Here is a 17639-nt window from a genome sequence, read left to right as displayed (position 1 = left end):
CAAACATTTGAGGAATGAATGCATGACCCAAGCGCTACATCAAGACAGATCAATCGCCCGCCTATACGGCATCTTTTTCATCTGCACCTTTCTCGCTTACGGCATCGGATATGGTGTGCTCGAGGCGATGTTGCATGGCGAGAATGGCACACTGCAGGCCGTGGAACCCGATTTAACATTCACGGTAGCCGTTCTTGCAATGGTCGTCGCCCATTCACTTCTAAATTTGGGCATCTTGGTGATCATGTACCGTGTCATTGAGCAATTTGCCCCCTTGCTATCCATGGGATTTTTGGGCCTCGGCATCATGTCGACCGTCTCACTCTTGGTTGGGGGCGTAGCGCTCATGCTGATCGGGACGGCAGGGGCGGATGCACCGACACTGGCGCAAATTTTATATGACGCGAACTTCTATCTTTATCAGACGGGCATGACTCTATGGGGCGTCGGCGGTTTGTTGATGTGTACTGTGTTGTGGCGCACGCAATTGGTGCCGCGCTTTTTCGCTATTTGGGGCTTTGTGGGCTATACCGTCTTTATTGTCGGCACCATTTCAGAGTTTTTCCAAACGGGGTGGGGCGTCATGTTGGCGCTGCCGGGCGGCTTCTTCGAGATTGGGTTAAGCCTGTGGCTCATCTTTAAAGGCTTCAACGCCACTTTAAATGTGCCGAAAGCCAATCACGCCGCTTCTTCCATGGCCTGATCCAACTCAGATTTAATGTGTGCAACCAACGCGCTATAAATCCCACCATATGCATTGGCCGCCCGACGGATCGCAATTTCTGCCGGGCGAAGCGGGGGCAACCCATCTTCGGCACCCAATTTGCGCATACCGGGAAGAATTGAGCTTTCCGCCAAAACGCCAACGGACAACCCGGCCATCACCGCGCTCGTAATGGCGGTCGCATTTGATGACGTATAGGCAACACGATAATTGATGCTGGTTTCGCGCAGGGCGCTTTCAGCATTGGTACGCCAGCAGCACTGCTTGTTGCCACATGCTATGGGTAGCGGATCCTGCTTGTGCGCATCAGAGTTTGGCCCAATCACCCACGATAACGGCTCAGTGCGCACCAATTCACCAGTTTCGTGGTTTGTGCCTTGGGTAAACACGATCAAATCAAAGTCACCCTGCTGCATGCCTGCAATCAAATCCTCGGAAGAGTTACACTTCACATCCACCAAGATCTTGGGGTGCGTTTGCTGAAACGAACTCAACAAAATTGGCAAAACTTTCACCGCATAATCGTCTGGAATGCCAATGCGAATGGTGCCAGACAATACGTCTGACGAAAACAAATCTTCAATTTCGGCATTGATCTCCAACATGCGTCTTGCATGATGGTACAGCGCATCACCTGCGCGGGTGAGGGAGATGGATCGACCGTCTCGCACCAGCAAATCTTCACCCAGCCGTTCTTCCAGCCGTTTGATCTGCATAGACACAGCGGATTGAGTTTTAAACACACGCCGCGCCGCTTCGGTAAAGCTGCCGCAATCGGCAATAACGGCAAAAGTGCGCAACTGGTCAAGGTCGAGTGGATTGGCCATATCATTCATCACAGAAATTGATTTGTTTGATGAATTCTATTTGTTAGACGAATGAGTAAAATGTCAATAGCGTGCAAGAACCAAACTGGTCCAACCGATATGGTTGGCCGTGTTTGCCCTAGACTAACCCCGAATACTTTGCCGAGCGCCTTTTGGCGTCTCGGCATTTTTTTATGAAGGTGTCGCTTCTGCAGCTTCGGTTGCCTCAGCCGCCTCTGTGTTTTCCTGCGCTGCGTTGCGATCAGGCGTAAGCCGCTGGATCAGCCAAAACGCACCTACAACAGGCAGAATGCCAAAAATAACCGCCCCGATGGATGCGCCCCAAATAATGCCCGGAAGGCCCGCCCACATCGCACCAAAATAAATAAAGGGAATCACGCCCAATGTTTGCCGTGACCAGTTGGCGAGGGTGGCCAGCAGCGGATAACCCAAATTGTTATACGCAGCGTTCGAGACGAACAACATGCCGTTGAACAAGAACGACCCGGCAAGCACATTGCAGAACAAACGGATGACCAATGCCATATTGCCTTCGGCTTGGTAGATCGCGATGATCTGCTCCTGCGCAATGAACAGCAGGCCCCATGCAATCAAAATATAGACGCAGTTGAAAATAAGCCCGTCAATAAGTGCTTGGCGGACGCGATCCATCTGCATTGCACCAAAATTCTGCCCGATGATTGGACCTACGGCACCAGACAGCGCAAACACCACGCCAAATGCCAATGGGATCAAACGATCAACAACAGATTGCCCAGCCACCGCCGCGTCGCCATATTCGGCAACCGCGCGGGCAATAAGAAATGCACCGACCGGAGCTGCAAGGTTTGTGACCACGGTGGGCGCGGCAATCTTCAAAATATCGATCAGATCTTTGAAATAGCGGCGGAACTTAGGAACCGTAATCGCTTTGTGAATGCCGATAACATAATACAGCCCGAGTACCGCAAAGGACACGCGCACAATTGCCGACACAACAGCCGCGCCAATCACTTCCCAGCCAAAAACGAAGATGAAGAGGGGGTCGAGCATCGCAGTCATGATCCCGCCTATCAGCGTGATATACATTGACCGCTTTGCATCACCGTGCGCCCGCAAAATCCCCATGGTGACAATGCCGATGGCGAAAAACGGTGTAGAGGGTAAAACGATATAGAGATATGTCCGCGCATATTCGAGCGCTTGGCCTGTCGCGCCGAGCATTTCCATCAACCAGTCGGTGAGCAAAAAGCCGGAGCCAGCTAAGAGGAAGCCAAATATGGTCACGCTGATGATCGACGAGCCAGCGTAGGATTTTGCGGCTTCATCCTGCCCAGCGCCAACAGCGCGAGCCACCATGGCGGACGTGCCGATCATAAACCCAACTGACATGCCAATGATAAAGGCCAGCACATAAGCTGCGCGCCCAACGGCGGCTGTTTGGCTTGGGTCGCCCAATTGGCTGATGTAAAACAGTGTGATCGCATCCACGAAAAAGATCGACATCAAGCCAATCGCCGAGGTTGTGGTCATGATGATGACGTGGCGCATAGTCGAGCCGGTCAGAAAAACGGCATTCTTGCCGCTGGCGGATGCATTGCTCATAAGACGAAACTCTTATTTTCGGCGCTGGTGACAAATTTTCGATTTTTACCGCGCCTAACTAGGCGCAATTGTCCGTCCGGTTCAAGGCAATTCTTGTCGTAGGCAAATTGAATGGGAGGATGTGAGGCGCGCTATTTGCTTATGGCAGCGCTTGATAACCCTCGCCAAATCCGTTCATTGAAACCGGAATACCAATGCCTTCTTCAGGCGTTTTAAACACAACAAACAAAGCTGTTTCCGCGTCCGTCAGTTCGGTAATGAGATCTGGCGTAAGCACAACTTCCGCCATGCAGCCATTGGGCAAACAGCGAATAAAGGGCGCACGGCCTTTGTCTTCACCATCAAGCACCAAGCCAAGTTGGTTGGGCAACAAAACGCCAAGTGGTGCCAAAACCCGCAGCAATTGGGTCTTTTTATCGGCAGTTTTCAAAACAATCACGCTTAAGGCAACACCGGGTTGGTCTTCAGCCGTAACATTTTGAATAAGAGCGCACTGCTCAAATGTTGCGCCGGGAGGGGTGTCGCAGGTCATCTGCCAATCACCGTGATCGCCTTTCACAACGCCTTGTGCCAGCGCACCTGAAGAGAGCAGGCCAGCAAAAACGATACCTATAATCAGCTTGATCAAACGCATGATGAGACGATTCCTTTACTCAACGATTTATTGAATTTGCTTGCTTTATCCCTGCCAGTCAATTCGTGCAGTTGCGATTGCAAGGCTTATTCACATGCGAAAAATGCGGCGCAACAATGTCAGATGGTGCCCCTTAAACTGAAATTTGGACTGAAATTGTGTAAATTTGTGCAAAAAACAGCGATTGCAGCCATATGCCGCACTGAATAATGGCGGTTTGGAATTGCTTTGCGACTTCTGTTATGATTTTAGTCTGTTTCGAGATTCTGCGCTTTTACGACCAAACGCGAATTGACAAGTGTATTCGCTTGCTCTTATGCGTTACCGTCGAAAAAGGGCCTAAACATGTCGCAAAGGGAGACTGGCGTGAGCAAACTTCTTGCACGTCTGGCTAAAATTACATCTGCAATCACATTGGGGCTTTTGCCCACCGCCGCTTTGGCGCAAAACGGGCAGCCAGAGCCCGGCGCAATCGGTTTGCAAGAATCTGTAACTCCAATTATGGACTCAACGATTGCCTTTCATGATGGTTTGTTGATGTGGATCATCACTCTTATAACCATTTTCGTAACCGCGTTATTGATCTGGGTCATTGTTCGTTACAATAAACGTGCAAATCCAACCCCATCAAAATTCACCCACAATACATTAATTGAAATTGTGTGGACCGTGGTGCCAATCATTATCCTGATTGTGATTGCCGTGCCGTCTTTCGGCGTGTTGTCAGATCAAATGACAGTGCCAGATGGTGAGCGCAAATATTTGGGCTCCAACATTTTCTCCCGCGATGGTGGGGAAGTGGTGCCGGCGCCTGAATTGACCATCCGCGTAATCGGCCAGCAATGGTATTGGGATTATGAATATCCAGATCTAAACGACGCTGCTTATTCATCATACATGCTCTCTAAAGAAGAGATTGCCGAGCAAAAGCCTGGGCAGCCTTACCTGTTGGCAGTGGATAATGAGCTTGTGGTGCCAGTCGACACAACCGTTCGGGTTGAGGTGACTGCTGGTGACGTGATCCACGCTTTCGCCGTGCCAGCTTTCGGCATCAAAACCGATGCGGTGCCTGAGCGCTTGAACGAGACATGGTTCCACGTCCGCAAAGAAGGCCTTTACTACGGTCAGTGTTCTGAACTGTGCGGTAAAGACCACGCCTTCATGCCAATCGCAGTGCGCGTTGTTTCGAAAGAGCAATTTGCGGCATGGGCCGAAATTATGGAAGCCGAAGACGATGTCGAGGCTGCTAATGTGACTTTGGCGAGCCTTAACTAAGGCCCGCCGCTAATTTTGCCGCCCAAGTTGGGGTCTCAAGGGGGATCTTAGGGCGTTAAGGAAAGAGGCAAGGAAAGCAAATGGCGAACGCAACTGCTGCCCAAAATTCACATGATGCGCATGACCACCCTACGGGCTGGAAGCGCTATGTATATTCAACCAACCATAAAGACATCGGCACGATGTACCTAATCTTTGCGATTGTCGCAGGGATTATCGGTGGTGCATTGTCGGGCTTTATGCGCTGGGAATTGGCTGAGCCGGGTATTCAAATTTTCCCAGGTTTAGCGTCTATTGTTTATGGTGCTGAGTGGCAAAGCGCTGCAGCGCTGGACGCGGGCAAACACATGTACAATGTGTTCACCACAGCGCACGGCCTGATCATGGTGTTCTTTGTGGTGATGCCAGCGCTTATTGGTGGCTACTCAAACTGGTTTGTGCCTCTGATGATCGGCGCGCCTGATATGGCGTTCCCACGGATGAACAACATTTCATTCTGGTTGTTGCCACCGGCATTCATCCTATTGCTGATGTCAATGTTCTTTGAGGGCCCTCCAGGTGGCATGGGTACTGGCGGCGGTTGGACCGTTTATCCGCCATTGTCCACATCTGGTCAGCCTGGCCCGGCAATGGACTTTGCCATTCTGTCGCTGCACGTCGCCGGTGCATCGTCAATTTTGGGTGCCATCAACTTCATCACAACCATTTTCAACATGCGCGCTCCTGGCATGACATTGCACAAGATGCCTTTGTTCCCTTGGTCAATCTTGGTAACAGCTTTCTTGTTGTTGTTGTCTCTTCCTGTTTTGGCTGGCGCCATCACCATGTTGTTGACTGACCGTAACTTCGGCACCACCTTCTTCGATCCTGCAGGTGGCGGCGACCCAATCTTGTTCCAGCACTTGTTCTGGTTCTTTGGTCACCCTGAAGTGTACATCATGATTTTGCCTGGCTTTGGTGTGGTATCTCACATCGTGTCAACCTTCTCTCGCAAGCCTGTGTTCGGTTATCTGGCCATGGTTTATGCGATGGTTGCAATTGGCTTTGTGGGCTTCATCGTGTGGGCGCACCACATGTACACCACAGGCATTTCGCTTGATACACAACGCTACTTCGTGTTCGCCACAATGGTGATCGCGGTACCGACAGGCGTGAAGATCTTCTCTTGGATTGCAACAATGTGGGGTGGTTCGATCGAATTCCGCACACCAATGTTGTGGGCCATCGGCTTCATCTTCTTGTTCACCGTTGGCGGTGTAACAGGTGTGGTATTGGCCAACGCTGGCGCTGACCGCTCTTTGCACGACACGTACTATGTGGTCGCACACTTCCATTACGTGCTTTCACTTGGTGCTGTGTTCGCAATCTTCGCGGCTTGGTACTACTGGTACCCCAAAATGTTTGGCTACATGTACAACGAGACATTGGCCAACCTGCACTTCTGGGTAATGTTCATTGGTGTGAACTTGATCTTCTTCCCGCAGCACTTCCTCGGGTTGAACGGTATGCCACGTCGTTACATCGACTATCCTGATGCCTTCGCATTGTGGAACATGGTGTCTTCAGTTGGCTATTTGATCATGGCTCTTGGCTTGCTCTTCTTCTTTGCCACAATCATCGAATCTTTGATGAAAAAGCGCAAAGCAGCTGACAATCCATGGGGCGAGGGTGCCACAACACTTGAGTGGACTTTGCCTTCACCACCGCCATTCCACCAGTTCGAAACTTTGCCAAAAGTTAAGTAAGCGAACCGGTTTGGATAAGGAAAGTACGACAATGGCCTATATTGGCGATCAAAGTGACAACACGGCATGGGGCGGCGCGGAAGTCGAAGACTATTTCGCGCTCCTGAAGCCGCGTGTAATGTCGCTGGTGATTTTCACGGCCATTGTCGGTTTGATGATCGCGCCGGGTAACCTGCATCCGCTTCTCGCCATCACAGCTATTCTGTGCATTGCCATTGGGGCGGGCGCATCTGGCGCGCTCAATATGTGGTATGATGCTGACATTGACGCGGTCATGAGCCGCACAATCAATCGGCCCATTCCTGCAGGACGTGTAACCAAGTCTGAAGCTTTGGGCTTTGGCTTGGTGCTGTCCTTCTTCTCGGTGGCCATTCTTGGCTTGGTGACCAATTGGGTTGCCGCTGGCCTCTTGGCATTCACCATCTTCTTCTATGCAGTGATCTACACAATGTGGCTCAAACGCTGGACCCCACAGAACATCGTCATTGGCGGTGCTGCGGGCGCATTTCCGCCAATGATTGGCTGGGCAGCTGTTACGGGTACAATCACCATTGAGAGCACTGTGTTGTTTTTGATCACCTTCTTGTGGACGCCGCCCCACTTCTGGGCATTGGCGCTGTATAAAAAAGGCGACTATGCAGAAGCAGGCATCCCTATGCTGCCGAACGTGGCTGGGGAACGGGCGACCCAACATCAAATTTTGATCTACACGCTCATTCTGGCTGCCATTTCGATTGCGCCAACATTGCTCGGCTTTGCCAGCCTTGCCTATGGCATTGTCGCTGGTGGTTTGGGCCTTGCCTTCACCTTCTATGCCGTCCGCTTGTGGTTGCAAAAGGAAAGTGTTGCGCTGAAAAAGGCTGCACGTCAGCTCTTCGCGTTTTCTTTGATCTACTTGTTTGTGGTTTATCTGGTTCTGCTTGCAGATGTAAGCGTGGCTAACTTTCTTGGCGGGGTGAACGCATGAGCGATGAAGTGAAAATGACTGAAGAAGAAAAGTTGGCTAAACGTCGGCGTAAGCGCTCTATTGCGCTTGCTCTCATCTTGGGCGCATTGGCCATCTTGTTTTATGCCATCACCATTGTGAAAATTGGCCCTGCCATTTTCCAGCGACCATTATAGGAACACGCAACAATGGCTCATATCGATACCCAAAATTCATCTAACCGAAACAATAAGCGCATGGCCTATGGCCTGGTGCTGGTTGTCGCGTTGATGGTGGGTATGGCTTATGCTGCGGTGCCGATTTATCAAATCTTTTGTCAGGTAACTGGCTATGGCGGCACTACGCAACGCGCTGAAGATAATGCTGTTCCAGTAATCGACCGCGAAATGACTGTGCGCTTTGCAGCGCAGGTTGCCGGCGACTTGCCTGTAAAGATTGTTCCGGCCGCCACGCAAGTGGACAAGGTTGGCAAAAAGATCACGGTGACCTATTTGGCAACCAACTTGACCGATAAAGAAATCACCACAACTGCAAGCTTCAATGTGACGCCACAGTCCATGGGGCCCTACTTCAACAAGATTGAATGTTTTTGTTTCACCGAGCAAAAACTTGCACCGAATGAAACAGTAGAAATGCCGGTTCTATATTATCTAGATCCGGAACTGGATTTAAACGACGAGCTTGACACAATTCGGGAAGTCACGCTCTTTTATGCATTCCATGCTTCATAAGATTGGGAGAAGCTAAATATGGCCGCACACGCCAAAAATCATGATTATCACTTGGTCGACCCAAGCCCATGGCCATTCATTGGGTCTTTTTCAGCACTTATTATGGCAATTGGCGGTATCGCTTGGATGCAAGACTGGACACCTTATGTCTTCTTCCTTGGCCTCGCTGGCGTGCTTTACACCATGTTTGGCTGGTGGCGCGATGTCATTAAAGAAAGCCAAGCGGGCGACCACACACCAGTTGTGCAGTTGCATCACCGCTATGGGATGATCCTGTTCATCATTTCAGAAATCATGTTCTTCGTGGCGTGGTTCTGGGCCTATTTCGACATGTTCTTCTATGTTGATGAAGCACAGCAAATCGGCCGCGTCGCCGCCACTGGTGGCCATTGGCCTCCAACCGGCGTCGAGCTGTTTGACCCATGGCACTTGCCGATCTTCAACACATTGTTGTTGCTGACATCTGGCATGACTGTGACTTGGGCGCACCATTCATTACTGTCCGGCGATCGTGATGGCTTGAAGTGGGGCTTGGTGCTCACAGTGATTTTGGGCGCAGTGTTCACATTGGTACAAGGCATTGAATATGCTTCAGCCGGCTTCAGCTTCTCAGGCAACATCTACGGCGCGACATTCTTTATGGCGACCGGTTTCCACGGTTTCCACGTGTTCGTCGGCACGATCTTCTTGCTGGTATGTTTGTTCCGCGCTTTGGCTGGTCATTTCACTGAGAAACAACATCTCGGCTTTGAATTTGCCGCTTGGTATTGGCACTTTGTTGACGTGGTTTGGCTCTTCCTGTTTGCGTCCATCTATGTATGGGGCGCATGGGGTGTCGCAGTTGGCCACCACTAAGGTGCACCACTAAAAATCTTCAAAGGGCGCGCCATCGGTCGCGCCCTTTCTCGTTTGTATGGCATAAGGCGTCAAACATGACTGAATATCCAGAGAGCTCACCCACATCTGCCGGATTGCGCTGCCGCTGCCCACGCTGTGGCGAAGGGGATTTACTGCGCGGCTTCTTGCAGGTCGAGGACCAATGCGAAAGCTGTGGCCTTTCTTATGATTTTGCAGATAGCGGCGATGGTCCAGCTGTCTTCATCATGATGATTGTTGGGTTTGTCATTGTGGGGGCGGCCTTGGCTGTAGAGGTGAGCTTCTCACCCCCCTTGGCCGTTCACCTGCTATTGTGGATTCCGGCGACCATCATTTTGAGCTTTTGCCTATTGCGCCCCCTCAAGGGCTTGATGATCGCCTTGCAATATAAAAATGACGCCCAAGAAGCGAAATGGGCTGACGATGACAACGAGGAAAAGCCAAATGAGTGAAGCCAGCGAAAAACTGCGTCAATCTGGATTGGGCAAAGCCTTCTTTGTCGGCTTCTTGCTGCTGTCGATGATCTTGTTTTTGGCGCTCGGTTTTTGGCAAATGGATCGGCTGCAATGGAAAGAGCAACTGATCGCCTCTGCCAATGATCGTCTCAATGCCGAGCGCGTGCAACTTCCGGCTCAAACCGAGTGGGCAGAATTGAACCCAGACGCATTCGACTTTCAAAAGGTCCGCCTTAGCGGACAATTCTTAGAATGCTGTGAGGCGCGCGTGTTTATCTCGTTGCCCAAAAAGCGTGATCGCTATTCCGGCCCCGGCTATTGGATCGTCACGCCGTTTCAGGTGGCCGATGGCGGTGTCGTATTCGTCAATCGCGGCTTCGCACCACAAGAGCAAGTTTTGCCTAAAGCCGATTATGCGTCCGCGCCCAAAGGCACAATTGAAGTCGAAGGCTATATGCGGCGCCCAGAACGTGTGGGCAGCGCGACGCTGGAGCCGGATTTGGCAAAGCAAGTGGATTGGGTCATCAATCCGCCACGGCTCAATGAAGTGTTGTTTCCAGAACTTGAAAATGTGGCGCCGTTTTATGTGAATTTGTCGAGCCCGGTGGCAAGTGAGTTGCCGCAAGCGCCAGACGATGCAACGCTCGATTTCTCCAACCGCCACATGGAATATGCCTTCACTTGGTTCGGCTTGGCGGCCCTGATGCCGATATTGGCGATTTTTTGGCTCATTCGTACCCGTCGACCGCGCCAAGAACTTGCGAAAACGAAAGCAGAAGATTAGGGTGCCCCTTCAAAATTACCTTCGGACGACCTTATGCAATATATAAGTACGCGCGGCGATGCACCGCGATTGGGTTTTTGTGACGCAGTCCTTGCTGGTCTTGCCCGCGATGGCGGCCTCTATCTGCCAGAAAGCTGGCCGCAATTCTCAAGCGAACAAATCGCGGCAATGGCCAACCGGCCATTTGCTGACATCGCTTTTGAAGTGATCTCGCCCTTCGTTGATGGTGAAATTGCCGATGAAAAATTGCGCGAAATGTTGGATGCCGCCTATGGCACCTTCCGCCATGATGCCGTGGCACCATTGGTGCAGATCGAGCCGGGCCATTTTGTATTGGAATTGTTCCACGGGCCAACGCTCGCTTTTAAAGATGTGGCGATGCAATTCTTGGCGCGCGTCATGGATCATATCCTGGGCGAGCGCAATCAACGCGCCACCATTGTCGGTGCCACGTCTGGTGACACAGGGTCCGCTGCAATCGAAGCATTCCGTGGTCGCGACAACACAGATATCTTTATCCTGCATCCCAAAGGCATGGTGTCGCCGGTGCAACAGCGCCAAATGACAACGGTGCTGGATGAAAACGTGTTCAACATCGCGTTGGAAGGCAATTTTGATGATTGCCAGACCATCGTCAAAGACATGTTCAACAATCACCATTTCCGGGATTCTGTTCTGCTCTCTGGCGTCAACTCCATCAATTGGGGCCGGATTGTTGCGCAAGTGGTGTATTACTTCACCGCCGCTGCCGCGCTTGGCGCACCGCATCGTCAAATCAGTTTCACGGTGCCCACAGGCAATTTTGGCGATGTCTTCGCGGGCTATGTGGCAAAGCGCATGGGCTTGCCGATCAAAAACCTGATCATCGCCACCAATGAAAATGATATTCTGCGCCGCACATTGGATGAAGGGCGCTATGAAATGGATGGCGTATCGGCAACGACCAGCCCGTCCATGGATATTCAGATATCTTCAAATTTTGAACGCTTGCTATTTGAAGCTGCGGGGCGCGATGCCGAGTTGGTCAAACGCCAGATGGCGCAGCTCAAGCAATCGGGCGGTTTTGAACTGACGGCAACGGAAGCCAACGCCATCCGCGCCGAGTTTAAAGCAGGCACCGCTGATCAGGCACAAACTGAACAGGTGCAAGCGCATACTTTAAGTCATTCCGGCTATCTGCTCGATCCGCATACAGCTGTTGCGGTGGCCGTCGCCAAAAATCAGATTGAAACAACAACGCCGATGGTGTCGCTCTCAACAGCGCATCCGGCGAAATTCCCTGCTGCTGTGAAAGCAGCCACCCAAATCGATCCGGCGCTGCCAGAGTGGCTGAGCGATCTTTATGAGCGCGAAGAGCGCTATGAAGTGATCGCCAACAGTCAGAGTGAAGTGGAAAACTTCATCAAAGCTCATTGCCGCGCCAATAAGGAGCTCTAATGCCACTACGTTCGACCACCCTCGATAATGGGATGACAGTGATCACCCATTCAATGCCAAGCCTTGAAAGTGCGTCAGTTGGCGTTTGGGTAAAGTCTGGCTCGCGCTGCGAAACTGAAGAAGAACACGGCCTGTCCCACTTGCTGGAACATATGGCCTTCAAAGGCACCCATTCCCGCACCGCGCGGCAAATCGCTGAAGAAATCGAAAATGTGGGCGGCGATGTCAACGCAGCCACAAGCATCGAGAATACGGGTTATTTCTCGCGCATTTTGAAAGAAGATGTAGGCCTTGCCGCCGACATCCTTTCTGACATTTTGCAAAATTCTCGCTTTAGTGAAGATGAGCTGACCCGCGAAAAACACGTGATTTTACAAGAAATTGGCGCCAGTCACGATGCGCCAGATGATTATGTGTTTGATTTGTTCCAAGAAGCAGCCTTTGAAAAACAGGCTATTGGCCGTTCCATCTTGGGCACCACCGATTCTGTAGAAAGTTTCTCGCCAGACGCCATCCGCGCCTATATGGACCGGATGTATGTGGGCGACCGCATGGTGATGAGTGCGGCAGGTAATGTGGATCACGATCAACTGGTCGATATCGCGGCAAACCAATTTAAAGATCTAAAGGTCAGCGGCGCACCAGAACCTGTGGAAGCGAAGTTTACAGGGGGCGAACGCCGCCTCAATCGCGACCATGAACAAGCGCACATCTTGATCGGTGTTGAGGGGCGTCCTTACCACCATGATGGTTTTTATGCCTCGCAAATCCTGTCGTCCATTTTAGGCGGTGGCATGAGCTCACGCTTGTTCCAAGAAGTGCGTGAAAAGCGCGGTCTCTGCTATTCAATCTTCGCCTTCCATTGGGCCTTTGCCGACACGGGTACGTTCGGCGTTTCAATGGCCACGGGCGAAGATGATGTAAAAGAACTCATGCCTGTTGTGCTCGATCAATTGCACCAAGCCACGCAAAACATCACCGAAGAGGAAGTGTTGCGGGTGCGCAATCAAATCCGCGCCGGGCTTTTGATGTCTTTGGAGCGCCCATCATCGCGCGCAGGCCAATTGGCCCGGCAGCAGCTGTTGTGGGGACGGCCCATTTCACTGGAAGAAACAGTGGAACGCATCAACCGCATTGATGCAGGGCGAGTGATGGAAGTTGCATCACAATTGTTCCACAATGCAAAGCCCGTCGTCTCAGCCATTGGACCGCTTGATCATTTCCCAACCTATGATCGAATCGAAGACGGCCTCAAGGCATAGGAGATGAGGGGTGATTAAACGATTCTTCTCGTTGAATAGCTTCACCCCGCTTGAAACTGAGCGGTTGCTCCTTTGCTTGCCCGAATTGGAAGATTATCCACAATGGGTTGAGCTGCGGGCGGCCAGCCAGACTTTTCTCAAGCCATATGAGCCAACTTGGGGCGAAACCGAGTTGGCGCGCTTCTCTTTTCGGCACCGCGTTAAAAAGGCGAGGGCCGATGCCAGCGCCGACAAAGCCTATGCTTTTTTGATCTTTGAGAAAGGTGAAAATCCGAGGCTGGTTGGGGGATTGAACCTTTCCAATATACGGCGACGTGTGGCGCAAGCGGTCACGCTTGGATATTGGGTGGGTGCCGATCAAATCAATAAAGGCATCATGACGGAGGCAGTTGCCAGAGTTTTGCCATTTATTTTTGATGAGTTAGGCCTTCATCGCGCTGAAGCTGCATGCCTAGTTCATAATCATCGTTCTATGCGTGTGTTAGAGAAGAACGGGTTTATGCGCGAAGGCCAGGCAGAAGGCTATTTAAAGATTGATGGTAAATGGCAAGATCACGTTCTGTTTGGGCTCACCAAAGAACGTTATCAAAAAGCCTAAGCATTTGAGATCTGAAGATAACCTCGACAATAAAGTTGATGTAACGGCTTTTTCACGCTACGAAAAACCGTTGGGGGTAAATATGGGAATGTACCGCGCGCTGCGTAATGCTGTTATTGTTTTGGCGCACCTATGCCTTTTGCTATGGGCAGGGGCGGCGACAGCATTGGATGTGGTGACCATTCCTGAAAAAGTGGGCGCGGTTGATCTATCCGACGCCATTGAATTGCGCGAGGGCCAAGAAGGCCGGGTGCAGCTGTCCACAGCACCAGACGTGAACGGGATTATCCGCCGTATCGAAGTGCAAGCGACAGACGCAAGTTCAAACCCCAATTGGGCACTTATCGCCATTCACAACCCTCTGGATGTTCAGGTTGAGCGATTATTGGTCGCTCCCTTTTTCCAAATGCCAGGGTCTGGTGTGTTCCGCGCAGATTTGGGCGGCAAGCGCATCAATGTCATCACCGCCAGCCAAGGGTTCCGTCCCACTCGCGTTGATGATCAAGAAGCTGATGTGTTCTCCATCACTGTCGACCCTGGGGCCACGGTCACCTATGTGCTCGAGCTAGAGGGTGAAAATCTGCCCGATATGGTCCTGTGGGAACCATCATCCTACCGCGACTATATCAACGCCTTCACCTTGTTCCGTGGCACCGTATTGGGCGTGTCCGGGCTGCTGGCTGTGTTCTTGTCCATCATGTTTGTGGTGAAGGGGCGCGGGGTGTTTCCCGCCGCTGCCGCACTTGCATGGGCGGTAATGTTCTACTTGCTCGTGGACTTCGGCATCTTGTCGAAACTGATCAATATTCAACCCACCCAGCTACAAACCTATCGCGCCGCGGCCGAGGCGGCGCTGGCCACAACTTTATTTGGCTTCCTTTTTATCTATCTCAACCTGCATCGATGGCATATCCGCTTTATCCATTTGGCGCTCGCCTTGATGTTGGTCATGTTGGCCTTGATCATTTTGGCCTTCTTCCAACCTGTCTTGGCGGTAGGTACCGCCCGCGCAGTGTTGGCATTGCTCGGCGTGTTCGGCATTGTCGTTGTTGGATTCCTAGCGATGCGCGGATATGACCGCGCAGTACTGATCGTGCCGACCTGGATTATCTTTGTAGCTTGGCTGATCTTTGCCTACATGGTGGTCTCAGGCGAAATCACCAATGATGTGGCGCAGTCTGCCGTTGCAGGTGGCTTGGTCTTGATTGTCATGCTTTTAGGGTTCACCGCCATTCAACATGCCTTTACGGATGGGCAAGTGTCCGTTGGTGCGTTGACTGAAGTTGAACGACGCGCATTGGCGCTCACCGGCAGCGGCGATTTTGTTTTCGATTGGAATATTGAGCGCGACCGCGTTGTCGTGTCTGAAGGGTTGGCCGCGCGCTTGGGCGAACATCCATCTGCGCTGCGTGGCGACATTAAATTATGGCTGGAGCGCTTGCACCCGGAAGATCGGGATCGGTTCCGCACCGCACTAGACACGCTAGTGGAATTGCGCCGTGGCAAAGTAGCTGCAGATTTCCGCATCGCCAGCCGTGATGGGAGCTATCGGAGCTTCCGACTGCGGGTGAAGCCAGTATTGGGCGGCAGCGACGAAGTTTCCCGCTGCGTTGGCACTTTACAAGACGTGACCGACGAGCGCGTTGCCCGCGATCGCTTGTTGCATGACGCGGTGCACGACAGCCTGACAGGCTTGCCAAATATCGAGCTATATTGGGACCGTTTGGAACGTGCGCTTGCACGGTCGCGCGAATCTCGCTCCACAAAACCTGCGGTGTTCTTCATCGACTTAGACGGCTTCACCAAACTTGACGAGCGCATCGGTCACGTCGCTGCAGATTCGGTGTTGCTGGCCGTTGCCCGCCGCTTGACACGCCTTATGCGACCATTGGATACGCTGGCCCGCATAAATGGTGATCAGTTCGCGGTCATTCTGGTATCTGAAAGCAGCGCCGCCAACATTGCCAATTTTGCTGAGCAATTGCGCAAGGCGATCAAAGATCCGATCAAATTTGGTGATAGCGAGTTGTCGATCTCCGCCTCCATGGGCATCACGATTTACGACAATAAGCCAACAACTGCGCAGCAAGTGTTGCGCAATGCGGAGCTGGCCATGTTGCACGCCAAACGCGATGGCGGCGACCGTATCGAGGCTTATCGCACCACAACCAACGACACCAGCTTGCCGGGTAACTCACTGTTGGTCGATCTGAAGGCGGCAATTGAAAAGCGCGAATTACAAATTCTGTTCCAGCCGATCTTCGACCTAACCAACGGCCGCTTAGCAGGTGCCGAAGCATTGATGCGGTGGAACCATCCGAAGCGTGGCGCGGTTAGCCCATCTGAGTTTATTCCTTTGGCGGAGCGCAATGGCCTGATCGAAAAGCTGGGGCGTGTGGTGATTGAGCAGGCGTCAGCGCAACTCAAAAGTTGGCTTTCCGGCGGCGATGTGGACAAATCGTTCTTCCTGTCCATCAATCTTTCTGCGCAACAGCTTGGGTCAGAAACATTGCTCAATGAAATGCGTGAGCTTGTCGCGGACAATGAGGGAATCTCCAAGCGTTTCTTGCTGGAAGTGACCGAAAGCCAAGTGATGACCAGCCCAGAGCAGTCTGCCTATATCTTGGAAGCCCTGAAAGGCATGGGATTCCGTTTGGCGCTCGATGATTTTGGCGTCGGCCATTCCTCACTTTCCTATCTGCACCGCTTCCCGTTTGACTTCATCAAAATTCCATCCACATTCGTGCAAATGGATGAGGAGAAAGGGATCGCGCAAACGCAAATGCCAATTATGAAGGCCATCACTTCGCTGGCTGAAGATCTTGAATTGTTGGTCATTGCAGAAGGTGCAGAGCGCGAAGAAGAAGTAACGCGGATCCGTGGGCTTGGCTGCCGCTACGCGCAAGGCTTCGCATTCTCTAAAGCCGTGTCCGGTGGCGATTTTGAGCAATTGTTGAGCAAAGATGCGAAAAGCCGCAAACAAGCGGCGCGCAATGCCGAACTCCGGGCGATCAAAGCCAAGAAAGAGCAACAAAAGATTGCCGCTGCAAAACAAGTGAACGTAGAAAGCCCGCAAAGATAGCGTCTTGCGCACTAGGCTATGCGGTCTTAGTGGATCTAAAGTTTAGGCATTGCCTGAATGAGGCGTGAGGAAGGCCAGATCGATGCCAGCATCTTTCAATGCCTTGCTATAGCGCTGTTCCATCGGTGTCGAAAAGATGATCTCGTCACTCGCGGGCGCTACCATCCAGCCATCGCGCACCAATTCGCTTTCCAGCTGCCCCGGTTCCCAGCCGCAATAACCCAAGGCCAACAGGGCTTTTTCCGGTCCGTCGCCTTCTGCAATGGAGCGCAACACGTCCAACGTGGTGGACAAGCACATATTATTGTCCACATCCATTGAGTTGTCTGCAGTCTGATAATCGGGTGTGTGCAATACAAATCCACGGCCAGTTTCAACCGGGCCGCCAACAACAATCGGTTGTTTATAGGGATCAGCGTGGCCAGCCTCCACATGATCGCTGACCTTGATGTCGAACTGTGCCATCAGGTCCGCAAATTGCAGGTCAGGCATACGCTTATTCACCACCAAACCCATGGCACCCTCTTTTTCATCGTGGGCACACATATAGATCACGGTGTCTTTAAACCGTTCATCTTCCATGTCTGGCATAGCCACCAAGAGTTGGCCTTTAAGCGAAAAAGTCACCACTTCACCTTCTGTTGCTACTAACGAGTCTCGCCCTATCCCTATGAATAAA

17 protein-coding genes are annotated in these 17639 nt (G+C 51.9%); 13 read left to right on the top strand and 4 right to left on the bottom strand.

From position 1 onward, the window contains the following. The first annotated feature begins 22 nt into the window (after positions 1–22). The gene (locus ACP15Y_RS05255) at positions 23–703 is read left to right on the top strand and encodes a DUF4386 domain-containing protein (protein WP_424981948.1); all 681 of its coding nucleotides are present in this window, start codon (positions 23–25) and stop codon (positions 701–703) included. On the opposite strand, the gene ACP15Y_RS05250 is transcribed toward ACP15Y_RS05255, so the two are convergent. From ACP15Y_RS05250 to ACP15Y_RS05240, 3 genes are all read right to left on the bottom strand, one after another. Beyond that, complete coding sequence (locus tag ACP15Y_RS05250; RefSeq protein WP_424981947.1) at positions 679–1551, bottom strand: LysR substrate-binding domain-containing protein; 873 nt, start codon at positions 1549–1551, stop codon at positions 679–681. The genes ACP15Y_RS05255 and ACP15Y_RS05250 overlap by 25 nt on opposite strands. A 171-nt stretch (positions 1552–1722) precedes the next feature. Further along, positions 1723–3135 (bottom strand): MATE family efflux transporter, encoded by a 1413-nt coding sequence (locus ACP15Y_RS05245; protein WP_424981946.1) that lies wholly within the window; start codon positions 3133–3135, stop codon positions 1723–1725. Positions 3136–3274: 139 nt separating this feature from the next. Next, positions 3275–3769 carry an invasion associated locus B family protein gene (locus tag ACP15Y_RS05240; protein WP_424981945.1) on the bottom strand — a complete coding sequence of 165 codons (495 nt, stop codon included), beginning with the start codon at positions 3767–3769 and terminating at the stop codon, positions 3275–3277. Positions 3770–4135: 366 nt separating this feature from the next. Between ACP15Y_RS05240 and coxB the strand changes: the two genes are divergently transcribed. From coxB to ACP15Y_RS05180, 12 genes are all read left to right on the top strand, one after another. Further along, on the top strand, positions 4136–5044 hold the full coding sequence (coxB, locus tag ACP15Y_RS05235; RefSeq protein ID WP_424981944.1) for a cytochrome c oxidase subunit II: 909 nt from the start codon (positions 4136–4138) through the stop codon (positions 5042–5044). An 80-nt stretch (positions 5045–5124) separates the two neighbouring features. Continuing rightward, positions 5125–6789 (top strand): cytochrome c oxidase subunit I, encoded by a 1665-nt coding sequence (ctaD, locus tag ACP15Y_RS05230; RefSeq protein ID WP_424981943.1) that lies wholly within the window; start codon positions 5125–5127, stop codon positions 6787–6789. A gap of 31 nt (positions 6790–6820) precedes the next feature. Further along, positions 6821–7756 (top strand): heme o synthase, encoded by a 936-nt coding sequence (locus ACP15Y_RS05225; protein WP_424981942.1) that lies wholly within the window; start codon positions 6821–6823, stop codon positions 7754–7756. Then, entirely contained in the window at positions 7753–7911 is a 159-nt protein-coding gene (locus tag ACP15Y_RS05220) for a hypothetical protein (RefSeq protein WP_424981941.1), read from the top strand. Before ACP15Y_RS05225 ends, ACP15Y_RS05220 begins: the two co-directional genes overlap by 4 nt. 12 nt (positions 7912–7923) lie before the next feature. Further along, on the top strand, positions 7924–8466 hold the full coding sequence (locus tag ACP15Y_RS05215; RefSeq protein WP_424981940.1) for a cytochrome c oxidase assembly protein: 543 nt from the start codon (positions 7924–7926) through the stop codon (positions 8464–8466). Between the two features lie 18 nt (positions 8467–8484). After that, a complete protein-coding gene (locus ACP15Y_RS05210; RefSeq protein ID WP_424981939.1) occupies positions 8485–9321 on the top strand; it encodes a cytochrome c oxidase subunit 3 in 837 nt (278 codons plus the stop codon). Positions 9322–9398: 77 nt separating this feature from the next. Further along, positions 9399–9794 (top strand): DUF983 domain-containing protein, encoded by a 396-nt coding sequence (locus tag ACP15Y_RS05205; RefSeq protein WP_424981938.1) that lies wholly within the window; start codon positions 9399–9401, stop codon positions 9792–9794. Then, complete coding sequence (locus ACP15Y_RS05200) at positions 9787–10581, top strand: SURF1 family protein (RefSeq protein ID WP_424981937.1); 795 nt, start codon at positions 9787–9789, stop codon at positions 10579–10581. The genes ACP15Y_RS05205 and ACP15Y_RS05200 overlap by 8 nt, the downstream gene beginning before the upstream one ends. Positions 10582–10614: 33 nt before the next feature. Continuing rightward, positions 10615–12018 carry a threonine synthase gene (gene thrC / locus ACP15Y_RS05195; RefSeq protein ID WP_424981935.1) on the top strand — a complete coding sequence of 468 codons (1404 nt, stop codon included), beginning with the start codon at positions 10615–10617 and terminating at the stop codon, positions 12016–12018. Further along, positions 12018–13280, top strand: coding sequence for a M16 family metallopeptidase (locus ACP15Y_RS05190; protein WP_424981934.1), 1263 nt, complete (start codon positions 12018–12020; stop codon positions 13278–13280). Before thrC ends, ACP15Y_RS05190 begins: the two co-directional genes overlap by 1 nt. 10 nt (positions 13281–13290) lie before the next feature. Beyond that, the gene (locus tag ACP15Y_RS05185; RefSeq protein WP_424981933.1) at positions 13291–13878 is read left to right on the top strand and encodes a GNAT family N-acetyltransferase; all 588 of its coding nucleotides are present in this window, start codon (positions 13291–13293) and stop codon (positions 13876–13878) included. 82 nt (positions 13879–13960) lie between these two features. Continuing rightward, positions 13961–16960 (top strand): EAL domain-containing protein, encoded by a 3000-nt coding sequence (locus ACP15Y_RS05180; protein ID WP_424981932.1) that lies wholly within the window; start codon positions 13961–13963, stop codon positions 16958–16960. A gap of 42 nt (positions 16961–17002) precedes the next feature. On the opposite strand, the gene ACP15Y_RS05175 is transcribed toward ACP15Y_RS05180, so the two are convergent. Next, positions 17003–17587 carry a YqgE/AlgH family protein gene (locus ACP15Y_RS05175; RefSeq protein ID WP_424981931.1) on the bottom strand — a complete coding sequence of 195 codons (585 nt, stop codon included), beginning with the start codon at positions 17585–17587 and terminating at the stop codon, positions 17003–17005. Between the last annotated feature and the right edge of the window lie 52 nt (positions 17588–17639).

It is taken from the genome of Maritalea sp. S77, from assembly GCF_049801075.1.
In the GTDB taxonomy this organism is placed as follows: domain Bacteria; phylum Pseudomonadota; class Alphaproteobacteria; order Rhizobiales; family Devosiaceae; genus Maritalea.
Note: the sequence above shows the minus strand (reverse complement) of the source record. Positions and strands in the feature narration are given on the sequence as shown.

Excerpts from the sequence above, each read along its gene's own strand:
- ACP15Y_RS05240 (WP_424981945.1), bottom strand. The coding sequence starts at position 3,769 with ATGCGTTTGATCAAGCTGATTATAGGTATCGTTTTTGCTGGCCTGCTC.
- ACP15Y_RS05215 (WP_424981940.1), top strand. The coding sequence starts at position 7,924 with ATGGCTCATATCGATACCCAAAATTCATCTAACCGAAACAATAAGCGC.
- ACP15Y_RS05205 (WP_424981938.1), top strand. The coding sequence starts at position 9,399 with ATGACTGAATATCCAGAGAGCTCACCCACATCTGCCGGATTGCGCTGC.
- ctaD (WP_424981943.1), top strand. The coding sequence starts at position 5,125 with ATGGCGAACGCAACTGCTGCCCAAAATTCACATGATGCGCATGACCAC.
- ACP15Y_RS05190 (WP_424981934.1), top strand. The coding sequence starts at position 12,018 with ATGCCACTACGTTCGACCACCCTCGATAATGGGATGACAGTGATCACC.
- ACP15Y_RS05255 (WP_424981948.1), top strand. The coding sequence starts at position 23 with ATGACCCAAGCGCTACATCAAGACAGATCAATCGCCCGCCTATACGGC.
- ACP15Y_RS05245 (WP_424981946.1), bottom strand. The coding sequence starts at position 3,135 with ATGAGCAATGCATCCGCCAGCGGCAAGAATGCCGTTTTTCTGACCGGC.
- thrC (WP_424981935.1), top strand. The coding sequence starts at position 10,615 with ATGCAATATATAAGTACGCGCGGCGATGCACCGCGATTGGGTTTTTGT.
- ACP15Y_RS05210 (WP_424981939.1), top strand. The coding sequence starts at position 8,485 with ATGGCCGCACACGCCAAAAATCATGATTATCACTTGGTCGACCCAAGC.
- ACP15Y_RS05250 (WP_424981947.1), bottom strand. The coding sequence starts at position 1,551 with ATGGCCAATCCACTCGACCTTGACCAGTTGCGCACTTTTGCCGTTATT.
- ACP15Y_RS05225 (WP_424981942.1), top strand. The coding sequence starts at position 6,821 with ATGGCCTATATTGGCGATCAAAGTGACAACACGGCATGGGGCGGCGCG.
- ACP15Y_RS05180 (WP_424981932.1), top strand. The coding sequence starts at position 13,961 with ATGGGAATGTACCGCGCGCTGCGTAATGCTGTTATTGTTTTGGCGCAC.
- ACP15Y_RS05220 (WP_424981941.1), top strand. The coding sequence starts at position 7,753 with ATGAGCGATGAAGTGAAAATGACTGAAGAAGAAAAGTTGGCTAAACGT.
- ACP15Y_RS05200 (WP_424981937.1), top strand. The coding sequence starts at position 9,787 with ATGAGTGAAGCCAGCGAAAAACTGCGTCAATCTGGATTGGGCAAAGCC.